The following is an 18,646-nucleotide window of genomic DNA, read 5'->3' on the forward strand; positions in this document are numbered from 1 at the left end:
TAATTATGAGAGTCGTCGTCTCCGTCGGCGGGAGCGTGCTCGCGCCCGACCTCGCCCACGAGCGGGTCGAGCAGTACGCCGACGTCATCGACCAGTTGGTCGACGAAGGATGCTCCGTCGGCGCGGTCGTCGGCGGTGGTGGTGTCGCACGGAACTACATCAAGACCGCGCGCAAGCTCGGCGCGAACGAGGTCGAGCTCGACGACATCGGCATCTCCGTCACGCGGCTGAACGCCCAGCTCCTCATCGCCGCGCTCGGCGACGACGCCGCACCCAGCCCCGCCGAGAACTACGAGGAGGCCGGCGAGGCGATGCGGCGCGGCGACGTCGCCATCATGGGCGGCGTCACCGCCGGCCAGACGACGGACGCGGTGAGCGCCGCGCTCGCCGAGTACACGAACGCCGACCTGCTCGTCTACGCGACGAGCGTCCCCGGCGTCTACAGCGCCGACCCGAAGACCGACGAGGACGCCGAGCGCTACGAGCGCATCACGCCCGCCGAGCTCGTCGACGTCATCGCGGACATCGAGATGAGCGCCGGGAGCAGCGCCCCGGTCGACCTGCTCGCCGCGAAGCTCATCGAGCGCTCGCGCGTCCGCACCATCGTCCTCGACGGCACCGACCCCGAGGACGTCCTCGACGCCGTCCTCCGCGGCGAGCACGACGGCACCGACATCGTCCCCGACGGGAGCGACGCGGGGATGGACTACTGGGTCGCGGACGAATGAGCGACGCGCACGACCCGCACGCGACGCTCGCCGGCGAGCGCGTCTTCTGGGCGGACGAGGCCGCCGACCACGTCGAGGAGCGCGGCGGCGACGACCCCGTCGTGATCAAGGGCGGCATCTCGCCGTCGGGCGTCCCGCATCTCGGGAACATGAACGAGATCATGCGCGGCTACTTCGTCGCCGAAGTCCTCCGCGAGCGCGGCCACGACGTCCGCCAGCTCTTCACCTCGGACGACCGCGACCCGCTTCGCGGCCTCCCGCGGAAGCTCGCGGACCTCGACGGCGACATCGTCGACCTCGGCGACGTGAACGCGGGCGCGCTCGGCCGGAACCTCGGTCACCCGTACACGTCGATCCCGGACCCGTTCGGCTGCTGTGAGTCCTACGGCGCGCACTTCTCGAACCTCATCGAGCGCTCCGCCGCCCTGCTCGGTGTCGACGTCGAGACCGTCTCGAACACCGAGCTCTACGAGAGCGGGGAGTTCGAGGCCGTCACGCGCGACCTGCTCGCGAACGCCGATGAGGCGCGGGCGGTCCTCGCGGAGTACCAGGACAAGGTCGATGAGTCCTACGTCCCGTTCAACCCGATCTGTGAGAACTGCGGGAAGGTGACGGAGACCGTCACCGCGATCGACGCCGAGGCGGGTACGGTCGACTACGAGTGTACGGACATGGACGCGGGCGACCAGACCATCGAGGGCTGTGGGCACGCGGGGACCGCGACGCTCCGCGAGGGCAAACTCCCGTGGCGCTTCGAGTGGCCGGCGCAGTGGAAGATCCTCGGCGTCGACTTCGAGCCGTTCGGGAAGGACCACGCGGAGGGGTCGTGGCCCTCCGGCGCGGACATCGCCGCGAACGTCCTCGACATCGAGCCCCCGACGCCGATGGTCTACGAGTGGTTCACGCTCGACGGCGAGCCCTTCAGCTCCTCGGCGGGGAACGTCGTCCTCGTCTCGGACGTCCTCGAGCTCGTGGCGCCGGAGGTCCTCCGATACTTCTTCAGCAAGGACCCGAAGAAGGCGCGGGACTTCTCCATCGAGCGGATCGACCTCCTCGTCGACGAGTTCGACCGCTTCGAACGCGTCTACTTCGGGGAGGAAGCGGACGCGAGCGAGCGCGAAGTCGAGCTCGCCGAGCGCGTCTACCCCTTCTGCGTGGACGCGGTCGAGGAGGAGCGCATCCGCCTCCCCTACACGTTCGCGGCCGTCCTCGGGATGACCGAGGACCCGGAGCTGCGCGAGGAGATAGCGCGCCGCGAGGGCCACATCCCCGAGGACGCGAGCGAGGAGGCGGTCGCGGCGGCCCTCGAACGCGTCGAACGCGCTCGGGAATGGGCCGAGCGCACGGACAACCAGTACAACTACCGCATCGAGCGCCGGACGATGCCGGCGGTCGACGTGGACGAGGAGACGGCGGCGGCGCTCGACGACCTCGCGGCCTTCATCGAGGACGAGGACCCGGACGGCGAGACCCTCCAGGGGGAGGTCTACGAGACCGCGAAGCGCCACGACATCGACATCGGCGACTTCTTCGCGACGGGCTACCGGCTCTTCTTCGACGAGGAGCAGGGCCCGAAACTCGGGCAGTTCCTCGCGGACCTCGACCGGGAGTTCGTCGTGACGCGCCTGCGCCGCGAGGGATAGGGCGTCTCTCGGGCGGCTAGGCCGTCCAGCGGTGATAGCCGCGATAGGCGGGCGCGCGACGCCGGGCGGTTTCGGGGCGCGAAAGGGCGAACAGGCGACGCATCGGCGTGGCTCGCGGTTTCACCGCTCGGTCGGTCGGCGACTCCCGCTGGTCGTCGCCACACGGGACGGCGCGTCGCCGGTTTCGCTGGGCGTCCCGCAGGGGCTCTCAAGTCACGGGACCGGGTGGCCCCGGCTTCGTACGTGAACGTTCGCCAGTAGCACTGCCGAACAGACCGCGTAGTAGCGTCCGGCGACCGAGTGGTCCGTCAGGACCCGGTAGGTCGCCGGTTCACTCGCCCGAAGGGCGAGGCCGAGGAACGACTGAAAGGAGTGACGTGGGCTTTTGGTCGAGCTTTTGCCGGGGTCGGCGAAGCCGACCCACAGCAAAAGGTCGTCGTTTAGACGTAGGTGAACCAGTCGTCGTGCTCGTCGCTCGTGCGCTCGACGAGGTCGAAGAAGGCGGACTGGAGGTCCTCGGTGACCGGGCCACGGGAGCCGTCGCCGATGACGACGTTGTCGACCTTGCGGATGGGGGTGACCTCGGCGGCGCTCCCGGTGAAGAAGAGCTCGTCGGCGGTGTTGAGTTCGCCGCGCGAGATGGCGGTCTCGTGGACGTCGTAGCCGCGTTCTTCGGCGAGCGTGATGACGGTGTCGCGGGTGATGCCGTCGAGGATGCTCTCGGAGAGCGCGGGCGTGTAGAGCTCGCCGTCCCGGACCATGAAGAGGTTCTCACCGGGGCCTTCGGCGACGTTCCCCTCCTTGTTGAGGACGAGGGCTTCCTCGTAGCCGTTGCGGCGGGCTTCCTCGCCGGCGAGGAGGCTGTTGACGTAGAGGCCGTTGGTCTTGGCGTTGGTGGGGATCTGGCTGGAGGCGTGCTTGCGCCACGAGGAGACCATGACGTCGATGCCGTTCTCGAGGGCGTCCTCGCCGAGATAGGCGCCCCACGGCCACGCGGCGATGGCGACGTCGGTCGGGCAGTCGCCGGGGGAGACGCCGAGCTGGTGGTAGCCGAAGTAGGCGACGGGGCGGATGTAGCAGGACTCGAGCTCGTTCGTCCGGATGAGTTCGAGGGTGGCCTCGGTGAGCTCCTCCTTCGTGTAGGGGATCTCCATGTCGTAGGGCTTCGCGGAGTCGAAGAGGCGCTCGACGTGGGCGTCCCAGCGGAAGAGCGCGGGCCCGTTCTCGGTGTCGTAGCAGCGCGCGCCCTCGAAGACGCCGGTGCCGTAGTGGAGGCCGTGCGTGAGGACGTGCGTCGTCGCGTCCTCCCAGTCGGTGAACTCGCCGTTCATCCAGATGGTGTCGAGGGAGTCGCGCTCGGCGCGCATCTGTTCGAAGCCAGGCATTGGCAGACGGTTGCGCACGCGGCGTTATGAACGTTCCTCGTTAGCGACGGAACGAGAGGAGGTCGCGGCCTTCGACGTAGACGAGGCCGTTATCGTCGGCGTAGCGGCGGGCGTCTGCGGGGGAAAGCGCCTGACCGGTGTCGGCGTCGAGCATCTCGCAGACGACGGCGGCGGGCGGGCGGCCGGCGGCCTCACAGAGGGCGAGGCCGAGTTCGGTGTGGCCCTCGCGGTCGGCGACGCCGTCGGGGGCGCCCCGGAGGAGGTGGACGTGGCCGGGCGCGCGGAACTCGGCGGCGAAGTCGCACGAATCGGGGTCGGCGGCGGCGTCGGCGAGCGCGCGGATGGTGCGCGAGCGGTCGTCGTCGGTGATGCCGGTGTAGGTGTCGCGGTGGTTGACGGTGAGGCTGAAGGACGCGCGCTCGTCGTAGTCGAGGTGCTCGTCGGTGGCGCTCGGGTGGTCGAGTTCGTCCGCGAGGAACGGGAGGTCGAAGGCCTCGCAGACGTCGTGGGAGAGCGCGACGCAGACGAGGCCGCCGGCGTCGTTGCGGAGGCGGGCGACGGCGTCGGGCGTGACGTCGGCGGCGTGGTAGATGAGGTCGACTTCGCCCTCGCGCTCTGCGGCGTCGTGGACGAGCACGGGCTCGCCGCGTCCGATGGCGGCGACGGCGGCTTCGGCGGCGCCCTCGCCGTCGGATTCGGTTTCGCCGTCGGCACGCACGGGGTTACTGTGAGACATGGACAATCACCTCGTCACCGTCGGCGAGGCCGAGTTCGTCGCGGAGCTTGTCGGCGGCGATGAGTTCGACCTTCGTCTCGTCGTGGTGGGTGCGGTCGGGGACGATGACGTGGACGGGGTCGTAGGTATCGCCGTCGGCTTCGAGGACCGCGGGGTAGCAGGTGGCGGAGCCGTAGGTGCGCTCGTCGTCCTCCCACTCGTCGATGTCGACGCCGTCGAAGGACTCCATGGCGGAGCGCTCGCGGCGGGAGCGCTCGGCGAGTTCGACGTTCAGCGTCCCGGGGAACGGCTCGTAGCCGAGGCGCTCCTCGAACTGGCGCTTGTAGCCGGGGAGGGAGATGTAGTGGCGGCCCTCGCCCATTCCCGCAGTGACCGAGCCCCGGAGTTCGAGGTCGGCGGTGGTTTCGAAGACGCGCCGGTAGTCCTCGTATTCGCGCTGGAGGACGCGGTCGCCGTCGTCCGTGATGGTGACCCACTGGCCGTCGCTGACGACGTCGCGCTCGACGTAGCCGGCCTCCTCGAGCGCCTGCAAGCGCCGGGAGGCGGTCTGTGTGGAGGCGTCGAGGCGGCCGGCGAGGTCGCCACACGACACCTTCACCTCGCCGCGTCGCGCGCCGTCGAGGGCGAGCAGTTTGAGCGCGGCGAGTTCGTCGTAGCCGACAGCGAGCGTTGCCCGTGACATACGCCCGACTAGCCCCTAGCCAAGCATAATACTTTTGGGAAGCGTCTCAGTATTGAGTTAGTCGTAGAAGTCCCCGCCCGGCGCGAGGTCGGGCACCCACGTCTCCTCGTCGCGCGCGAGGAGCGCCACCGAGGACGCCTCCTGCGTCTTCAGCACGGGATGCTCGGGCATGTGTTCCTGCACGCGCGCCGCGAACGACTCGACCGTCTCGGGCGACGGCATCGAGTCGCGGTCCAGGCGGCCGCGCGAGTGCCCGACGTGCATGTAGGCCTTCAGTTCGACGAAGTCCGGGTCCGCGCGCCGGTAGAGCCCCGCGTACCAGTCCGGGTTCGTCATGTTCTCGCCGTTCACGAGCGTCGTCCGCAGCACGGTTCGGGTCTCCTCCTTCCCGTGGAGGACGTCGAGGGTGTCGACCAGCGACTCCCACGCGTCGTCCTCCGTCGCACCCACCACCGAATCGAACGTGTGGCGCTCGGGCGCGTCCACGGAGACGTAGAGCTGCGTGGGGTCACACTCCGCCAGCACCTCCGGTCGGGTGCCGTTCGAGACGAGGAACGTCGTGAGCCCCCGGTCGTGGAAGGCCTCGAGGAGTTCGGGGAGGTAGGGATAGAGGGTGGGTTCGCCGTCGAGGCTGATGGCGACGTGCTTCGGCTCCATCGCCTCCTCGAAGCGCTCGCGCGGGACGTTCTCGTTCCCGCCGAACCCCGAGAGGAGGCGTTTCTGGAGGTCGATGGAGGCGTCGACGACCGCCTCCGGGTCGTCCCACTCGACGCCGTCGAGTTCGTACGCGTGGCCGTTGTGGTCGCGCCAGCAGAAGACGCAGCGCTCGTTGCATCGGACGACCGGCGTCATCTGGATGCAGCGATGGGAGCGAATGCCGTACCACGCGTGCTTGTAGCAGGTGCCCTCGCCGCGGAGGGCGTTCGCCGTCCAGCCGCACGTCTGCGCGGCCGTGTGGTTCTCGTGGTGGTAGCTCGGCGAATCCACCTGCTCGGGCATACCCCTAGACGGGGCGCGCGACGGGAAAAGCGTGGCGAGACCCGCGTCCCGAGGCGGCGACTCGGACCGCCTCGCCTAGGTTCAACTCGACGGCGGTCGTGAGTATCGGAGCATGGACGTCACGCTCGCGCGACACGCGACGCTCGTGGTCGAACTCGACGGCACCCGGTTCTTCGTCGACCCGATGCTCTCGGAGCCCGGCGCGAACCCGCCCGTCGAGAACACGCCGCGACAGCGACGGAACCCGCTCGTCGAGTTGCCGAACGTCGATCTCGAACACGACGCCGTGCTCGTCACGCACCGCCACACCGACCACTGGGACGCGTGGGCGGACGCCATCGACGACGACACGCCCGTCTTCTGCAACCCCGCCGAGGCCGACGCCTTCCGCGAGGACGGCCTCACGGACGTCCGGCCCGTCGCGGACGCCGAGGCGTTCGACGGCGTGACGATCCACCGGACGCCCGCGCGCCACGGCCACGGCGACACCGCCGAGGCGATGGCGCCCGTCTGCGGGTTCGTCCTCGAGGGCGCGGAGACGCTCTACCTCGCGGGCGACACCGTCTGGTACGACCCGGTTCCCGAGGCCATCGACGCCCACGACCCCGACGGCGTCGTCGTGAACGCGGGCGCCGCGCAGTTCGTCGACGGCGACCCCATCACGATGGACGCCGCGGACGTTCGGCGGGTTGTCGGGCACGCGGACTGCCCGGTGGTCGCCGTCCACATGGAGGCCATCAACCACTGCCTGCTGGAGCGCGACGACCTCCGCGAGGCGGTGGACGACGTGCTGCTACCGGCGGACGGCGAGACCGTCACGCTCTGAGACGGCGGCGGCGCGCGGCGGAACGCTCCCGTGCAACACGCGGGCCGTCCCGCCACAGCACCGGCACGCCGGACGCGTCTGCTTCGGGCGGGACACGGGGTGTATCCCCACCGGTCGCACGCCTCGCGGTCCCTCTCCACCGGCCTGCGTCGCGTGCCTTCGGAAGCCATTTTAGCCCGCGTAGCGCACACCGTAGCATGTTCCTAGCACTCCGCGCGGAGGTCGAGGAGGCGCTCACTGCGGCGCTCGACGACCTCGACCTCCCGTCGGACGACCTCGGTATCGAGGAGCCCCCCGAGGGCGTGGACGCCGTGCTCGCCTCCAGCGCGGCGTTCCGACTCGCGGGCGCGGCGGAGGCCGCACCGCCGGCGGTCGCCGCGCGCATCGCCGACGCCGTCGACGTCGACGGCCTCACGTACGTCGATGCGGTCCGCGCGCAGGGCCCGTACGTGAACGTCCTCCCGACGCCCGCCTACTACGCGGACACGCTCGAAGCGAGCGGCGACGACGACTACGGCCACCTCCCCGCGACCGGCGAAGACGTCCTCGTCGAGCACACGTCCGCGAACCCGACGGGGCCCGTCCACGTCGGCCGCGCGCGCAACCCGATCGTCGGCGACGCCGTCGCGCGCCTCATGGACTACGCCGGCCACGACGTCACGAAGGAGTACTACGTGAACGACGCCGGCCGGCAGATGGCGGTCTTCACGTGGGCCTACGAGACGTTCGACGAGGACGACCTCGACTCCGAACCGGAGCGCGACCGCATCGAGTACGACCTCGTGCGTTACTACCGCAAGGGCAACCAGTACCTCGAAGAGGCCGACCCCGAGGACATCGAGGCGGCCGAGGACGAGATTCAGGCCATCCTGCAGGGCTTAGAGGCGGGCGAGGAGGAGACGTACGAGCGCGTCCAGCGCGTCGTCGATCAGGTCCTCTCCGGGATGCGCGAGTGCCTCCTGCGGCTCCCCGCCGAGTTCGACGAGTTCGTGAAGGAGACCGAGTTCATGCTCGACGGGAGCACGACCGAGCTCGCCGAGCGCCTCAAGGACACCGAGGAGGCCGTCCTCGAGGAGGGCGCGTGGCAGCTCGACCTCTCCGAGTGGGGCTACGAGAAGAAACTCGTCTTCCTCCGCTCGGACGGCACTAGTTTATATACGACCCGCGACCTCGCCCACCACGAGTGGAAGTTCGAGGCGTACGACCGCTCGGTCACCGTCCTCGGCGAGGACCACAAACTGCAGGCCGGCCAGCTGCAGGCCGCCCTCGAACTCCTCGGGAACGACGTCTCACAGCTCGACGACGTCATCTACTCCTACGTCAACCTCCCCGAGGGGAAGATGAGCACGCGCGCCGGCACCGGCGTCGACCTCGACGACCTCCTCGACGAAGCCATCCGCCGCGCCCGCGACGAGGTCGAATCCCGCCTCGACGACCGCATCCGCGACGACGACCTCGACGAGGAGGACGTCGAACGCATCGCCGAACAGGTCGGCGTGGGCGCCGTCCGCTACGACATCATCTCCAAGCAGCCCCAGAAGGCGATCACGTTCGAGTGGGAGGAAGCGCTCGACTTCGAGGCGCAGAGCGCGCCCTACGTCCAGTACGCCCACGCGCGCACCTGCGGCATCCTCGCCGACGCCGAGGTCCCCGCCGATGTCGACGCGAGCGTCCTCGACGACGACGCGGAAATCGCCCTCCTCCGCCAGACCGCGCGCTTCCCCCGCGTCATCGAGGCCGCCGCCGAGGACTTGGAGCCCCACCAAGTCGCGACGTTCGCCCGCGAGTACGCCGACGCCTTCAACGCCTTCTACCGCGAGTGCCCCGTCCTCGCCGACGACGTCGACCCGGCCGTCCGCAGTGCGCGCCTCGCGCTCGTCCGCGCCGCGCGCCACACCCTCGCGAACGCCCTCGATGTCCTCGGCGTCGAGGCCCCCACTTCGATGTAGACCATCTTTTTCCCGCTCGGGTTCGCTCGAGGCGCGAACCGCTCGCGGCAAAAACACGGCTGAAAAAGGCCGGCCTCGCTCCGCTCGGCCGGTGAATCGCGCGAACGACCGGATCCTTCCGGACCGCTCGTTCGCGCGAACGCTGGTGTCCAGTTCGGAATGCACCTAGCAGACGTTCCGCGCGGATAGCCGCCGAACCGAACGTCGGAGCTGGCGTCCGCGCGACGAGCGGCTCGCCAGAGCCCGGCAGTCGCGCGGTTCAATCGCCGAAGGCGAGGCCGAGGAACCCCGGAAGAGGGGTGACGTCGGCTTTGGATCGAGTTTTTGCAAGCGACCGCAGGGAGCGCAGCAAAAGCTCGTTTAGAAGAGGTAGCCGCCCCGAATGGCGGCGACGAGGCCGGTGAGGACGAGGACGCTGAGAACGGTGGTGACGAAGATGACGGTGCTCATGTACTCGGCGGTGTCGGGGTCGTCGTCGGCGTCGCTGTAGGCGAGGACGATGGCGAGCGGGGTGACGGCGGCGGGGGTGGCGCACTCGAGGACGAAGACGTTGGCGACGGCGGGGTTCGCGAAGCCGACGGCGAGCGCGATGGCGACGCCGACGAGGGGGGCGACGAGGAGTTTGAGCGCGCTGGGGAAGACGGCACGGCGGAGGTGTCCGAGGTCGACGTCGGCGAGTTGGATGCCGACGACGGTGAGCATGAGGGGGATGGACGCCGAGCCGACGCTATCGAGAGTTGTCATGACCGTGCCCTCGACGGGCGGGACCCACCCGAGGAGGCGGAGGAGTGCGGCGGCGGCGACGGCGTAGACGAGTGGGAGGCGGAAGACGTCGCGGAGCGCGCTCGCGGCGCCCGCGCCGGCGTCGTGGCTCGCGGAGACGACGTAGACGCCGAGCGTGTAGAGGAGGACGCTCTGGGTGGTGAGGAAGAGCGTCGCGACCGTCGCGCCGAGGTCGCCGAAGACGAAGCCGGCGAGCGGGATGCCGACGAACCCCGAGTTGGGGAACGCGCTCGCGAGAACGGCGCCGGAGAGGAGGGAGTCGGGGAGGCCGATGGCGCGGCCGGCGACGTAGGCGAGGCCCATGACGAGGAGGGCGTAGGCGAGGACGGCGCCGACGAGGGTGGCGACGGCGTCGCCGCTCAGGTCGGTGGTGGCGACGCCGTGGAAGACGAGCGCGGGGAGGAAGAAGGTGAGCGCGACGGTGTTGAGCGGCCCGACGTCGACGTCCGCGAGCGTCCCGATGAGGGCGCCGACGGCGGCGATGGCGACGATGGGGAGGATGGCGGACGTGAACGCGCCGAGGAGCGACACCGGCATGTCTCGGGCTTTCACGCTCGGGCACAAATTCCCTTCCACTCGGGTCGGACGGCGGAATCCCCGCCGTTTTTAGGCGCGGGGGTCGTACCTCGCGCCGAAGCGTCCGCGCCGGCGTCCGGCGGGTCGAGCGCTCGACGGCCGCGTGCGTCCGGTTCGGCGTCCGCGACCGAGACCCCGGTGCGCCGCTGAGTGATACGATGGAGGTAGAAATCGCGACGGTCGGGGGGTACGAGGAGGTCGGCCGGAACATGACGGCCGTCCGCGCGGGCGACGACGTCGTCCTCTTCGATATGGGGGTGAACCTCTCGGAGGTCCTCCTCCGCGACGCGGCGTTCGAACGCCTGCACAGCCGTGAGCTCGCCGACATGGGCGCCGTCCCGGACGACCGCATCGTCGGCGAGCTCGACGGGACGGTGCGGGCAATCGTCTTCTCGCACGGCCACCTCGATCACGTCGGCGCGGTCGGGAAACTCGCACACCGCTACGACGCCCCGATCGTCGCGACGCCGTTCACGCTCGAGCTCGTGAAGGACCAGCTCGCGGGCGAGGAGCGCTTCGAGACGGGGAACGCGCTCGTGTCGATGGAGGCCGGGGAGACGATGCCGGTCGGCGCGCGCTGCGAACTCGAGTTCGTCCACGTGACGCACTCGACGGTCGGCGCGGTGAACCCCGTCCTCCACACGCCGGAGGGCGCCGTGGTCTACGGCCTCGATAAGCGCCTCGACCACACGCCGGTCGTCACGGACCCCGTCGACGTCGAGCGCTTCTCCGAGATCGGCCGCGAGGGCGTGCTCGCGTACGTCGAGGACTGCACGAACGCCGAGCGGACGGGCCGGACGCCGAGCGAGGCGGTCGCACGCGCGCGCCTCCGCGACGTCTTCGACAGTCTCGCGGGGAGCGACGGTGCGCTCGTCGCGACGACGTTCGCGAGCCACGTCTCCCGCGTCGCCAGCATCGTCGAGTTCGCGACGGCGATGGGTCGCGAACCCATCCTGCTCGGGCGCTCGATGCGGACGTACGCGACGACCGCACGCCACTTCGACTACCCGATTCCGGCGGACGTCGCGGCGCACGGCAACCGAGCGGGCATCGAGCGCGCACTCCGTCGCGTGGCGAACGAGGGCCGCGAGAACTTCTGTCTCGTCGTCACCGGCCACCAGGGCGAGCCGAACGCGGTGCTCTCGCGGCTGGCGCGCGGCGAGACGCCGTTCGCGTTCGAGGCGGGCGACGCCGTCGTCTTCTGTGCGCGCACCATTCCCGAGCCCACGAACGAGGGCCAGCGCCACCGCCTCGAAACCCTCCTCCGCCAGCAGGGCGTGCGCGTCCACGACGACGTCCACGTCTCCGGCCACCTCAGCAGGGAGGGCCACTACGAGATGCTCGAGCGCCTCCAGCCGGCCACCCTGATTCCCGCCCACCAGTCCCTCCGTGGTATCGCATCGTACGTCGCCCTCGCCGACTCGCGGGGTTACACGCCCGGTGAGGACGTCCGCGTCCCCCGGAACGGAACCATCATCGAACTCGCAGAATAAATGAGCCAGAACACGCGCGAAGACACGGTACTGTCCGCCATCGAGGACCGACGCGAACTCGTCAACGACGCCATCGACGAGGAGCTCCCGATGGACGAACCCGAGCGACTCTACGAGGCCTCCCGCTACCTCCTCGAGGCCGGCGGGAAGCGCCTCCGACCCACGGTCTCGCTCCTCGTCGCCGAGGCGCTCGCGGACGTCGAGCCGCGCAGCGAGGACTATCAGGCGTTCCCCGCGCTCGACCACGGGGTCGTCGACGTGATGGCGGCCGCCGTCTCCATCGAGGTCATCCAGTCGTTCACCCTCATCCACGACGACATCATGGACGACGACGACCTCCGTCGCGGCGTGCCCGCCGTCCACCGCGAGTACGACACCGAGACCGCCATCCTCGCCGGGGACACCCTCTACTCCAAGGCGTTCGAGATCATGCTCCGCACGGACGCCGCGCCGGAGTCGAGCCTCGACGCCATCGAACTCCTCGCGCAGACCTGCACGCGCATCTGCGAGGGCCAAGCGCTCGACGTGGACTTCGAGACGCGGGCGGACGTCGACGTCGACGCGTACCTCGACATGGTCGAGCGCAAGACCGCGGTCCTCTACGGCGCCGCCGCGAGCGTGCCCGCCATCGTCATGGGCGCGGACGACGACGTCGTCGACGCCCTCTACCAGTACGGCGTCAACGTCGGGCGGGCCTTCCAGATACAGGACGACGTCCTCGACCTGACCGTCCCCTCCGAGCAGCTCGGCAAGCAACGCGGGAGCGACCTCGTCGAGGGCAAGCAGACCGTCATCACCGTCCACGCCCGCGATAACGGCGTCGACGTGGACTCGCTCGTGGACGCGACTGACCCCGAGAACGTCACCGACGACGAGATCGACGCCGCCGTCGCGACGCTCGAGGAGGCCGGGAGCATCGACTACGCCCGCGACCTCGCCGAGGAGCTCGTCGCGGAGGGGAAGGCCGAACTCGAAGTCCTCCCGGACAACGAGGCGCGCTACCTGCTCGAGGAGATCGCCCACTACCTCATCGAGCGCGGCTACTGAGCGACGCGCGCACGAGGGCGGTTCGGGGGCCGTTCCGGGACACTCAATACGCACGGGCGAGGGCGATTAGATAATGACGAGCCTCGGTACGGCGAGCGCGGCCCCGGGCGAGATGGACACGGGCCGGCTGACGGTCGGCGAGACGCGTGACGGCACGACAGTCGGGCTTCCGGTCGCCGTCATCAACGGCGTCGACGACGGCGAGACCCTCTATATTCAGGCGGCGAGCGACGGCGACGAGCTGAACGGCGTCGGCGTCGTCGCGCGAGTCGTCCCGCAGCTCGACCCCGCCGAGCTGTCGGGGACGGTCCTCGTCGTCGGCATCGCGAACTACTTCGGGTTCCAGGTGGCCGAGCACCGCAACCCCATCGACGACACGAAGCTGAACCGCGCGTACCCGGGTGACGCGCGCGGGTCGTCCTCGGAGCGCATCGCGCACGCGACGTTCGAGGCGGCGACGCGCGCGGACTACGTCCTCGACCTCCATCAGGGCTCGACGAGTCGGATGATAAACGAGGTGCGGGTGCGCTGCGGGCGCCACCACCGCCTCCACCGGAAGTGCCTCGAGCTCGCGAAGGTCTTCGACTGCGGCTACATCCTCGACCAGAAGGGCCCGGAGGGCCAGCTCGCGCGCGCCGCGCCCGACGAGGGCGTCCCGACCATCGACCCGGAGCTCGGCGGCGCGGTCGGGTGGGACGAGGAGTCCATCGAGTACGGCGTCCGGGGCGTCTTCAACGTCCTCACGCACTACGGTTTCCTCGACGGCGAGACGGAGGCGCGCCCGCAGACGCGCGCGCACGCCTTCGACCGCTACGGCGCGCCCTCGGGCGGCGTCGTCGACTACCGGGTCGACCTCGGCGAGGAAGTCGCGCGCGGCGACACGCTCTTTCGCGTGACGGACGTCTTCGGGCAGGTGAAAGCCGAGGTGTCGGCGGACAACGACGGCGTCTTCTGGCGCTCGCGGCGCCTCCCGCAGGTCGCGTCCGGCGAGTACGTCTGCTCGGTCGGCACGACCATCGACCAGTACTAGACGCGCGCGTCGGCGCGACGGCGGCCACACCGGCGACCCCCTCTCGGACGGCGAGAAACCCGCGCAGGCGGGTGTTACCGGACCGATTCGAGGTCGACGAACGCGTCGTCGGCGGCGGTGAGCCACGTGGTGACGAGTTCGTCGTCGTCCGCATCGGCGGGGAAGACGGTGCACTCCGCACCGTCCGCGTACTCCTCGACGCGACAGGTGAGGTCGAACTCCGGCCAGGTCTCCGTCTCGGTCGTGGGACGCAGGTCCCCGCCGGTGGGGACGGCGCTCGCGACGGACCCGCGAGTCATTCGCCCACCTCTCGCGTCACCGATGGCGCGACAGTGTTGGTTCGCATCGGTCGTTTCGACCGACTCGTCCGATACATATATAGCCGTCTATCGAGTTCGAAAATAAAACCGAAAGCGTTCAAATACGGGCGCGTGAGCGGCCATCAGAGCTAAATGCGGTGATGCGTCCGAGCGGTGGGAGAGTCAGCGCTCGGGATGAATCGGGGCGTCCCACGACCCGCGAACGAGCGGGCGCGCGACGTGCCGGCGCGCGCACGGCGGCACCTCGTACCAGCCGACGTCGAGGTCGCGTGCGATCGGCTCCGCGACCTTTCCGGGCGCGCTCGTCGAGCAGTCCCGGCACCGGTAGCCCTGGCCCGCGCCAGCGGACTCCATCGTCCGCTCGCAGGACGGACAGACCGGCGTCGCGGGTGCCGTCGTCACGCGCTCGCGGAGCGCGAACTTCTCGAGCTTCAGCGTCCCATCGCTCACCTCCCCGCAGACGGTGAGGGCGTCCCCCTCGCGGAGGTCGCGCACGCGCTCGCGGAAGCGCTTCGTCGGCTCGAACGCCGCGCACGGTATCTCGCCGGTGTCGTCCGCGACCGCGAAGAAGACGTGGCCGCCGCGTCGCGTCTCGGGGGCCGTCGCGACCGTCCCGTCGACGCGGTACGCCCGGCCGTCCGTGAGCGCGTCGAGCGCGTCGGCGTCGCGGAGGTGGGCGTCGGTCCCCTGATTCGTCACGAACAACCGGGCGAAGTCGGTCGGTTCGGCCTCAACGGCGGCCGCGAGCCCGCGACAGGCCTCGGGGTCGTCGCCGCGGATCCCGTGGAGGATGGGGCCGGGCGTGTGCGGGACGCAGACCGCCTCGCCCTCCCCCCGGTCGACCGTGTCCCACGCGTCCGGGTAGGCGTCGTCCGCCGCGGCGAACACCGAGTCGTGGTCGACGTCGCGCGCCGTCCCCCAGCGCGGCTCCTCGCGGTAGGAGATGTACTCGTACGTCCAGTCCTCGAACGCGCGCCACGCGCCCACGGCGGCGAGCGCGCCGATGCGCCCACGGCCGTTCTTCCACCCGGCCGAGCGGTAGCCCGCCGTCTCGACGAGCGCCGTCGCGTCCGCGACGTCGTGGTGGTCGCGCACCGCGTCGCGCGCGAACGCGGCGACTGCGTCCGGGACGGCGTCCGGGTCGTCCGGTCGGCCGGGCGCGACCACGAGCCCGGGGTTCGTCCGGTCGTCGGCCACCGCCGCGGCCGCCTCGATGGCGTCGCGCGCGACGGCGAACGCCGCATCCGCCGGGGCGTCCGTGTGAATCGCGAGCGCCGCGTTCCCGCGCGTCTTGTGCTCGACGGCGGGGTTCAGGCGGACGAGGAGGACGCGTGCGACGCCGTGGCCGCGCTCCTCGAGCATGCGCGCGACCCGCGCCGCCACGTACGTCGTGCACATCCCGAGCGTCCGCGAGTCCGTGTCGTCGAGACCGACCGTCGTCACGGCCCACGGTAGTCGCCGCGTCTACCTACGGCTTTCGACGCCCGCATCGCGCTCGCCCGCGGCAAAATACATATATGTGCATACCGGCTTAGAGTTCTCTATGTCCCGGTCGGCACTCATCGAGAACGTCACCGCGATGTTAGCGGACGCGGGGTTCACGGTGAGCGACCGCTGCGTCATCCGGCCGAAGAGCTTCGACGTCGCCGCTCGGCGCGGCGAGGACCTCCTCTTCCTGAAGGTCCTCGGGAACGTCGACGCCTTCGACGCCCCGACGGGCGCCGAGATGCGACGCCTCGGTCACTACCTCCACGGCACGCCCATCGTCGTGGGGTTGCGCACGCGCGACCAGGAACTCGAACCCGGCGTCGTCTACTTCCGCCACGGCGTCCCCGTCATCAGCCCCGACACCGCGATGGACCTCTTCGTCGAGGGCGTCCCCCCGCTCGTCTACGCCGCCCCCGGCGGCCTCTACGTCAACATCGACGGCGACATCCTCGCGGACGAGCGCGAGGAGCGCGGCTGGAGCCTCGGTCGCCTCGCCACCGAACTCGGCGTCTCCCGACGCACCGTCTCGAAGTACGAGGACGGCATGAACGCCAGCATCGACGTCGCCGTCAAACTCGAGGACGTCTTCGGCGACGCCCTCACCAGCCCCGTCGACGTCCTCGACGGCGCCGACGAGGTCCGCGACGCCGACCCCACCCCGGACGACCCCGAGGCCGACCCGGAGGACGAACCCATCGTCGCCGTCCTCACGCGCGCCGGCTTCGACGTCCACCCGACCGTTCGCGCGCCGTTCAAGGCCGTCGGCGAGGACACCGAGCGCCCCTCGGGGCTCCTCACCGGTCACTCGACGCTCACCGACGCCGCCGTCAAGCGCGCGCGCATCATGGCGAGCGTCGGGCGCGTCACCCGTACCCGGGCGGTCTACTTCGTCGACGAAGCCAAACAGGAGTCCATCGGCGGCACCGCCATCATCGAGCGCTCGGAACTCGAACGCATCGACGACCCCGCCGAGTTCCGCGACCTCCTCAAAGAACGCGGCGACGACGCCGAGACGGAAGCGTAAGCCGCCCGCTCCGCATCCTTCTTCCCGCTCGACCGCGTACGCGTCGACGTGAGCGACCTCGAACTCTACGTCCTTCCGGGCTGTCCGTACTGCGCGAAAGTCACGTCGAAACTCGACGACCTCGGCCTCGACTACCGCACGCACGAAGTCCCGCGCTCGCACGCCGAGCGCGACGAGGTCGAGGCCGTCAGCGGCCAGACCGGCGTCCCCGTCCTCGTCGATCCCGCCAACGGCGTCGAGGGGATGCCGGAGAGCGACGACATCGTGGAGTACCTCGACCAGCAGTACGCCTGAAGCTTTCGTCGGGTGCGACACCCTCCTCAGTCTCGCGCCTCCGGCGCGAGTGAAGCGCGCGACTCACGTGAACGAGCGGTCCGATAGGACCCGGAAGGTCGCCGGTTCACCGCGAGCCGACGGCTCGCGGGCCGACGAGCGACCAACGGGAGCGAGGAGTGCTTTTGCGTGCGAGACGCTTCGCGTCTCGCTGCATAGGAGGACGCGACGCGTCCTCCGATGTGGCCGGAAACGGAGTTTCCGGCTGAACAGTAGGAAGCTTCGCTTCCTACGATGGTCGAGCTTTTGCCGAGCGAGCGAAGCGAGCGCAGAGCAAAAGGTCGCAGGGTACTTACCGATACACGCCCCTAGTACTCCGTAATGAGCGAGCAGCAGGGCGAAGAGGCGTCCGAGGACCGCCGGAAGTACGAGTTCCGGAAGGTCATCGAGCAGCTCCAGGACTACTCCGGGAGCGGGACGCAACTCGTCTCCATCTACGTCCCCGAGGACAAGCAGGTCTCGGACGTGGTCGCACACGTCACGCAGGAGCACTCGGAGGCGTCGAACATCAAGTCGAAGCAGACCCGAACGGCGGTCCAGGACGCGCTGACCTCGATCAAGGACCGCCTGCGCTACTACGACACGTTCCCGCCGGAGAACGGGATGGTGCTCTTCTCGGGCTCCATCGACGTCGGCGGCGGGCAGTCGGACATGGTGACCGAAGTGCTCGAGTCCCCGCCCGAGCCCATCCAGTCCTTCCGCTATCACTGCGACAGCGCGTTCCTCACGGAGCCCCTCGAGAACATGTTCGCGGACAAGGGCCTCTACGGGCTCGTCGTCCTCGACCGGCGCGAGGCGAACGTCGGGTGGCTGAAGGGCAAGCGCGTCGAGCCCGTGAAGTCCGCGTCGTCGCTCGTGCCGGGCAAGCAGCGCAAAGGTGGCCAGTCCGCCCAGCGTTTCGCGCGCCTGCGCCTCGAAGCCATCGACAACTTCTACCAGGAGGTCGCGGGAATGGCGAACGACCTCTTCGTCGACCGACGCCACGAGCTCGACGGCATCCTCGTGGGCGGCCCCTCACCGACGAAGGACGAGTTCCTCGACGGCGACTACCTCCACCACGAGCTCCAGGACAAGGTCCTCGGGAAGTTCGACGTCTCCTACACGGACGAATCCGGCCTCTACGACCTCGTCGACGCGGGCTCGGCCGCGCTCGCGGAGGCGGCGCTCATGGAGGACAAGAACGCGATGGAGTCGTTCTTCAAGGAGCTCCACAACGGCGACCTCGCCACGTACGGCTTCGAGGCGACGCGTCGCAACCTCGTGATGGGCTCCGTCGAGACGCTCCTCCTCAGCGAGGACCTCCGACAGGACGTCGTCACCTACGAGTGCCCGAACGGCCACGAGGAACGCGAGCTCATCGACCGCCGCACGGACGAACTCCCCGCCCACGAGTGCGAGGAGTGCGGGGAGACGGTCGAGGAGGGCGAGCGCGAGGACGCCATCGACCACCTGATGAACATCGCCGACCAGCGCGGGACGGAGACGACGTTCATCAGCACGGACTTCGAAAAGGGCGAACAGCTCCTGAACGCGTTCGGCGGAATCGGCGGCCTGCTTCGCTACTCCACGGGCGTCTGAGGACGCTCGTCTCGCTCGCCCGGCAC

Annotated in this window: 17 protein-coding genes; 10 read left to right on the forward strand and 7 right to left on the reverse strand. The window is 69.8% G+C overall.

Going from position 1 to position 18,646, the window contains the following annotated elements; genetic code table 11:
• The first annotated feature begins 5 nt into the window (after positions 1 to 5).
• Positions 6 to 728 carry a UMP kinase gene (gene pyrH, locus IEY12_RS04780; protein WP_188879714.1) on the forward strand — a complete coding sequence of 241 codons (723 nt, stop codon included), beginning with the start codon at positions 6 to 8 and terminating at the stop codon, positions 726 to 728.
• A complete protein-coding gene (gene lysS / locus IEY12_RS04785) occupies positions 725 to 2,371 on the forward strand; it encodes a lysine--tRNA ligase (protein ID WP_188879716.1) in 1,647 nt (548 codons plus the stop codon). The genes pyrH and lysS overlap by 4 nt, the downstream gene beginning before the upstream one ends.
• A gap of 440 nt (positions 2,372 to 2,811) precedes the next feature.
• Here the strand turns inward: lysS and IEY12_RS04790 are convergent, their stop codons facing one another.
• From IEY12_RS04790 to twy1, 4 genes are read right to left on the reverse strand one after another with little or no spacing between them, the layout of a single operon-like run.
• Entirely contained in the window at positions 2,812 to 3,756 is a 945-nt protein-coding gene (locus IEY12_RS04790) for a branched-chain amino acid transaminase (protein ID WP_229870940.1), read from the reverse strand.
• A 40-nt stretch (positions 3,757 to 3,796) separates the two neighbouring features.
• Complete coding sequence (gene ribB, locus IEY12_RS04795; RefSeq protein ID WP_188879718.1) at positions 3,797 to 4,492, reverse strand: 3,4-dihydroxy-2-butanone-4-phosphate synthase; 696 nt, start codon at positions 4,490 to 4,492, stop codon at positions 3,797 to 3,799.
• Positions 4,479 to 5,174 (reverse strand): DUF120 domain-containing protein, encoded by a 696-nt coding sequence (locus IEY12_RS04800; protein ID WP_188879721.1) that lies wholly within the window; start codon positions 5,172 to 5,174, stop codon positions 4,479 to 4,481. Before IEY12_RS04800 ends, ribB begins: the two co-directional genes overlap by 14 nt.
• 57 nt (positions 5,175 to 5,231) lie before the next feature.
• Complete coding sequence (twy1, locus tag IEY12_RS04805; RefSeq protein ID WP_188879723.1) at positions 5,232 to 6,173, reverse strand: 4-demethylwyosine synthase TYW1; 942 nt, start codon at positions 6,171 to 6,173, stop codon at positions 5,232 to 5,234.
• Between the two features lie 112 nt (positions 6,174 to 6,285).
• Between twy1 and IEY12_RS04810 the strand changes: the two genes are divergently transcribed.
• Together IEY12_RS04810 and argS are read left to right on the forward strand one after the other, a co-directional pair.
• Positions 6,286 to 6,999, forward strand: coding sequence for an MBL fold metallo-hydrolase (locus IEY12_RS04810; RefSeq protein WP_188879727.1), 714 nt, complete (start codon positions 6,286 to 6,288; stop codon positions 6,997 to 6,999).
• 197 nt (positions 7,000 to 7,196) lie between these two features.
• Complete coding sequence (argS, locus tag IEY12_RS04815; RefSeq protein WP_188879732.1) at positions 7,197 to 8,948, forward strand: arginine--tRNA ligase; 1,752 nt, start codon at positions 7,197 to 7,199, stop codon at positions 8,946 to 8,948.
• Between the two features lie 360 nt (positions 8,949 to 9,308).
• Here the strand turns inward: argS and IEY12_RS04820 are convergent, their stop codons facing one another.
• Positions 9,309 to 10,262, reverse strand: a complete 954-nt coding sequence (locus IEY12_RS04820; RefSeq protein ID WP_188880360.1) for an AEC family transporter — start codon at positions 10,260 to 10,262, stop codon at positions 9,309 to 9,311.
• Positions 10,263 to 10,465: 203 nt separating this feature from the next.
• On the opposite strand from IEY12_RS04820, the gene IEY12_RS04825 reads away from it, so the two are divergent.
• The 3 genes from IEY12_RS04825 to IEY12_RS04835 all read left to right on the forward strand — a co-directional run bounded on the left by IEY12_RS04825 (position 10,466) and on the right by IEY12_RS04835 (position 13,877).
• On the forward strand, positions 10,466 to 11,800 hold the full coding sequence (locus IEY12_RS04825) for an MBL fold metallo-hydrolase (protein ID WP_188879734.1): 1,335 nt from the start codon (positions 10,466 to 10,468) through the stop codon (positions 11,798 to 11,800).
• Positions 11,801 to 12,847, forward strand: a complete 1,047-nt coding sequence (gene idsA3, locus IEY12_RS04830; protein WP_188879736.1) for a geranylfarnesyl diphosphate synthase — start codon at positions 11,801 to 11,803, stop codon at positions 12,845 to 12,847.
• Positions 12,848 to 12,920: 73 nt separating this feature from the next.
• Positions 12,921 to 13,877: a succinylglutamate desuccinylase/aspartoacylase family protein gene (locus IEY12_RS04835; protein ID WP_188879740.1), complete on the forward strand. Its 957-nt coding sequence runs from the start codon at positions 12,921 to 12,923 to the stop codon at positions 13,875 to 13,877.
• 74 nt (positions 13,878 to 13,951) lie between these two features.
• Here IEY12_RS04835 and IEY12_RS04840 read toward each other — a convergent pair whose 3' ends face one another.
• Positions 13,952 to 14,176 carry a DUF7511 domain-containing protein gene (locus IEY12_RS04840; protein ID WP_188880375.1) on the reverse strand — a complete coding sequence of 75 codons (225 nt, stop codon included), beginning with the start codon at positions 14,174 to 14,176 and terminating at the stop codon, positions 13,952 to 13,954.
• Positions 14,177 to 14,359: 183 nt separating this feature from the next.
• On the reverse strand, positions 14,360 to 15,640 hold the full coding sequence (locus IEY12_RS04845; protein ID WP_188879742.1) for a tRNA(Ile)(2)-agmatinylcytidine synthase: 1,281 nt from the start codon (positions 15,638 to 15,640) through the stop codon (positions 14,360 to 14,362).
• Between the two features lie 100 nt (positions 15,641 to 15,740).
• On the opposite strand from IEY12_RS04845, the gene IEY12_RS04850 reads away from it, so the two are divergent.
• From IEY12_RS04850 to prf1, 3 genes are all read left to right on the forward strand, one after another.
• Entirely contained in the window at positions 15,741 to 16,709 is a 969-nt protein-coding gene (locus IEY12_RS04850) for a transcriptional regulator (RefSeq protein ID WP_188879744.1), read from the forward strand.
• A gap of 48 nt (positions 16,710 to 16,757) precedes the next feature.
• Positions 16,758 to 17,003 carry a glutathione S-transferase N-terminal domain-containing protein gene (locus IEY12_RS04855; RefSeq protein ID WP_188879746.1) on the forward strand — a complete coding sequence of 82 codons (246 nt, stop codon included), beginning with the start codon at positions 16,758 to 16,760 and terminating at the stop codon, positions 17,001 to 17,003.
• A 360-nt stretch (positions 17,004 to 17,363) separates the two neighbouring features.
• Entirely contained in the window at positions 17,364 to 18,620 is a 1,257-nt protein-coding gene (gene prf1 / locus IEY12_RS04860) for a peptide chain release factor aRF-1 (RefSeq protein ID WP_188879748.1), read from the forward strand.
• The last annotated feature ends 26 nt before the right edge of the window (positions 18,621 to 18,646 follow it).

Origin of the sequence: Halarchaeum grantii (assembly GCF_014647455.2) — an archaeon.
Lineage (GTDB): Archaea > Halobacteriota > Halobacteria > Halobacteriales > Halobacteriaceae > Halarchaeum > Halarchaeum grantii.

Bases quoted from the DNA above. Each gene is read 5' to 3' on its own strand.
- pyrH (WP_188879714.1), top strand. From the start codon at position 6: ATGAGAGTCGTCGTCTCCGTCGGCGGGAGCGTGCTCGCGCCCGACCTC.
- lysS (WP_188879716.1), top strand. From the start codon at position 725: ATGAGCGACGCGCACGACCCGCACGCGACGCTCGCCGGCGAGCGCGTC.
- IEY12_RS04790 (WP_229870940.1), bottom strand. From the start codon at position 3,756: ATGCCTGGCTTCGAACAGATGCGCGCCGAGCGCGACTCCCTCGACACC.
- ribB (WP_188879718.1), bottom strand. From the start codon at position 4,492: ATGTCTCACAGTAACCCCGTGCGTGCCGACGGCGAAACCGAATCCGAC.
- IEY12_RS04800 (WP_188879721.1), bottom strand. From the start codon at position 5,174: ATGTCACGGGCAACGCTCGCTGTCGGCTACGACGAACTCGCCGCGCTC.
- twy1 (WP_188879723.1), bottom strand. From the start codon at position 6,173: ATGCCCGAGCAGGTGGATTCGCCGAGCTACCACCACGAGAACCACACG.
- IEY12_RS04810 (WP_188879727.1), top strand. From the start codon at position 6,286: ATGGACGTCACGCTCGCGCGACACGCGACGCTCGTGGTCGAACTCGAC.
- argS (WP_188879732.1), top strand. From the start codon at position 7,197: ATGTTCCTAGCACTCCGCGCGGAGGTCGAGGAGGCGCTCACTGCGGCG.
- IEY12_RS04825 (WP_188879734.1), top strand. From the start codon at position 10,466: ATGGAGGTAGAAATCGCGACGGTCGGGGGGTACGAGGAGGTCGGCCGG.
- idsA3 (WP_188879736.1), top strand. From the start codon at position 11,801: ATGAGCCAGAACACGCGCGAAGACACGGTACTGTCCGCCATCGAGGAC.
- IEY12_RS04835 (WP_188879740.1), top strand. From the start codon at position 12,921: ATGACGAGCCTCGGTACGGCGAGCGCGGCCCCGGGCGAGATGGACACG.
- IEY12_RS04840 (WP_188880375.1), bottom strand. From the start codon at position 14,176: ATGACTCGCGGGTCCGTCGCGAGCGCCGTCCCCACCGGCGGGGACCTG.
- IEY12_RS04850 (WP_188879744.1), top strand. From the start codon at position 15,741: ATGTCCCGGTCGGCACTCATCGAGAACGTCACCGCGATGTTAGCGGAC.
- prf1 (WP_188879748.1), top strand. From the start codon at position 17,364: ATGAGCGAGCAGCAGGGCGAAGAGGCGTCCGAGGACCGCCGGAAGTAC.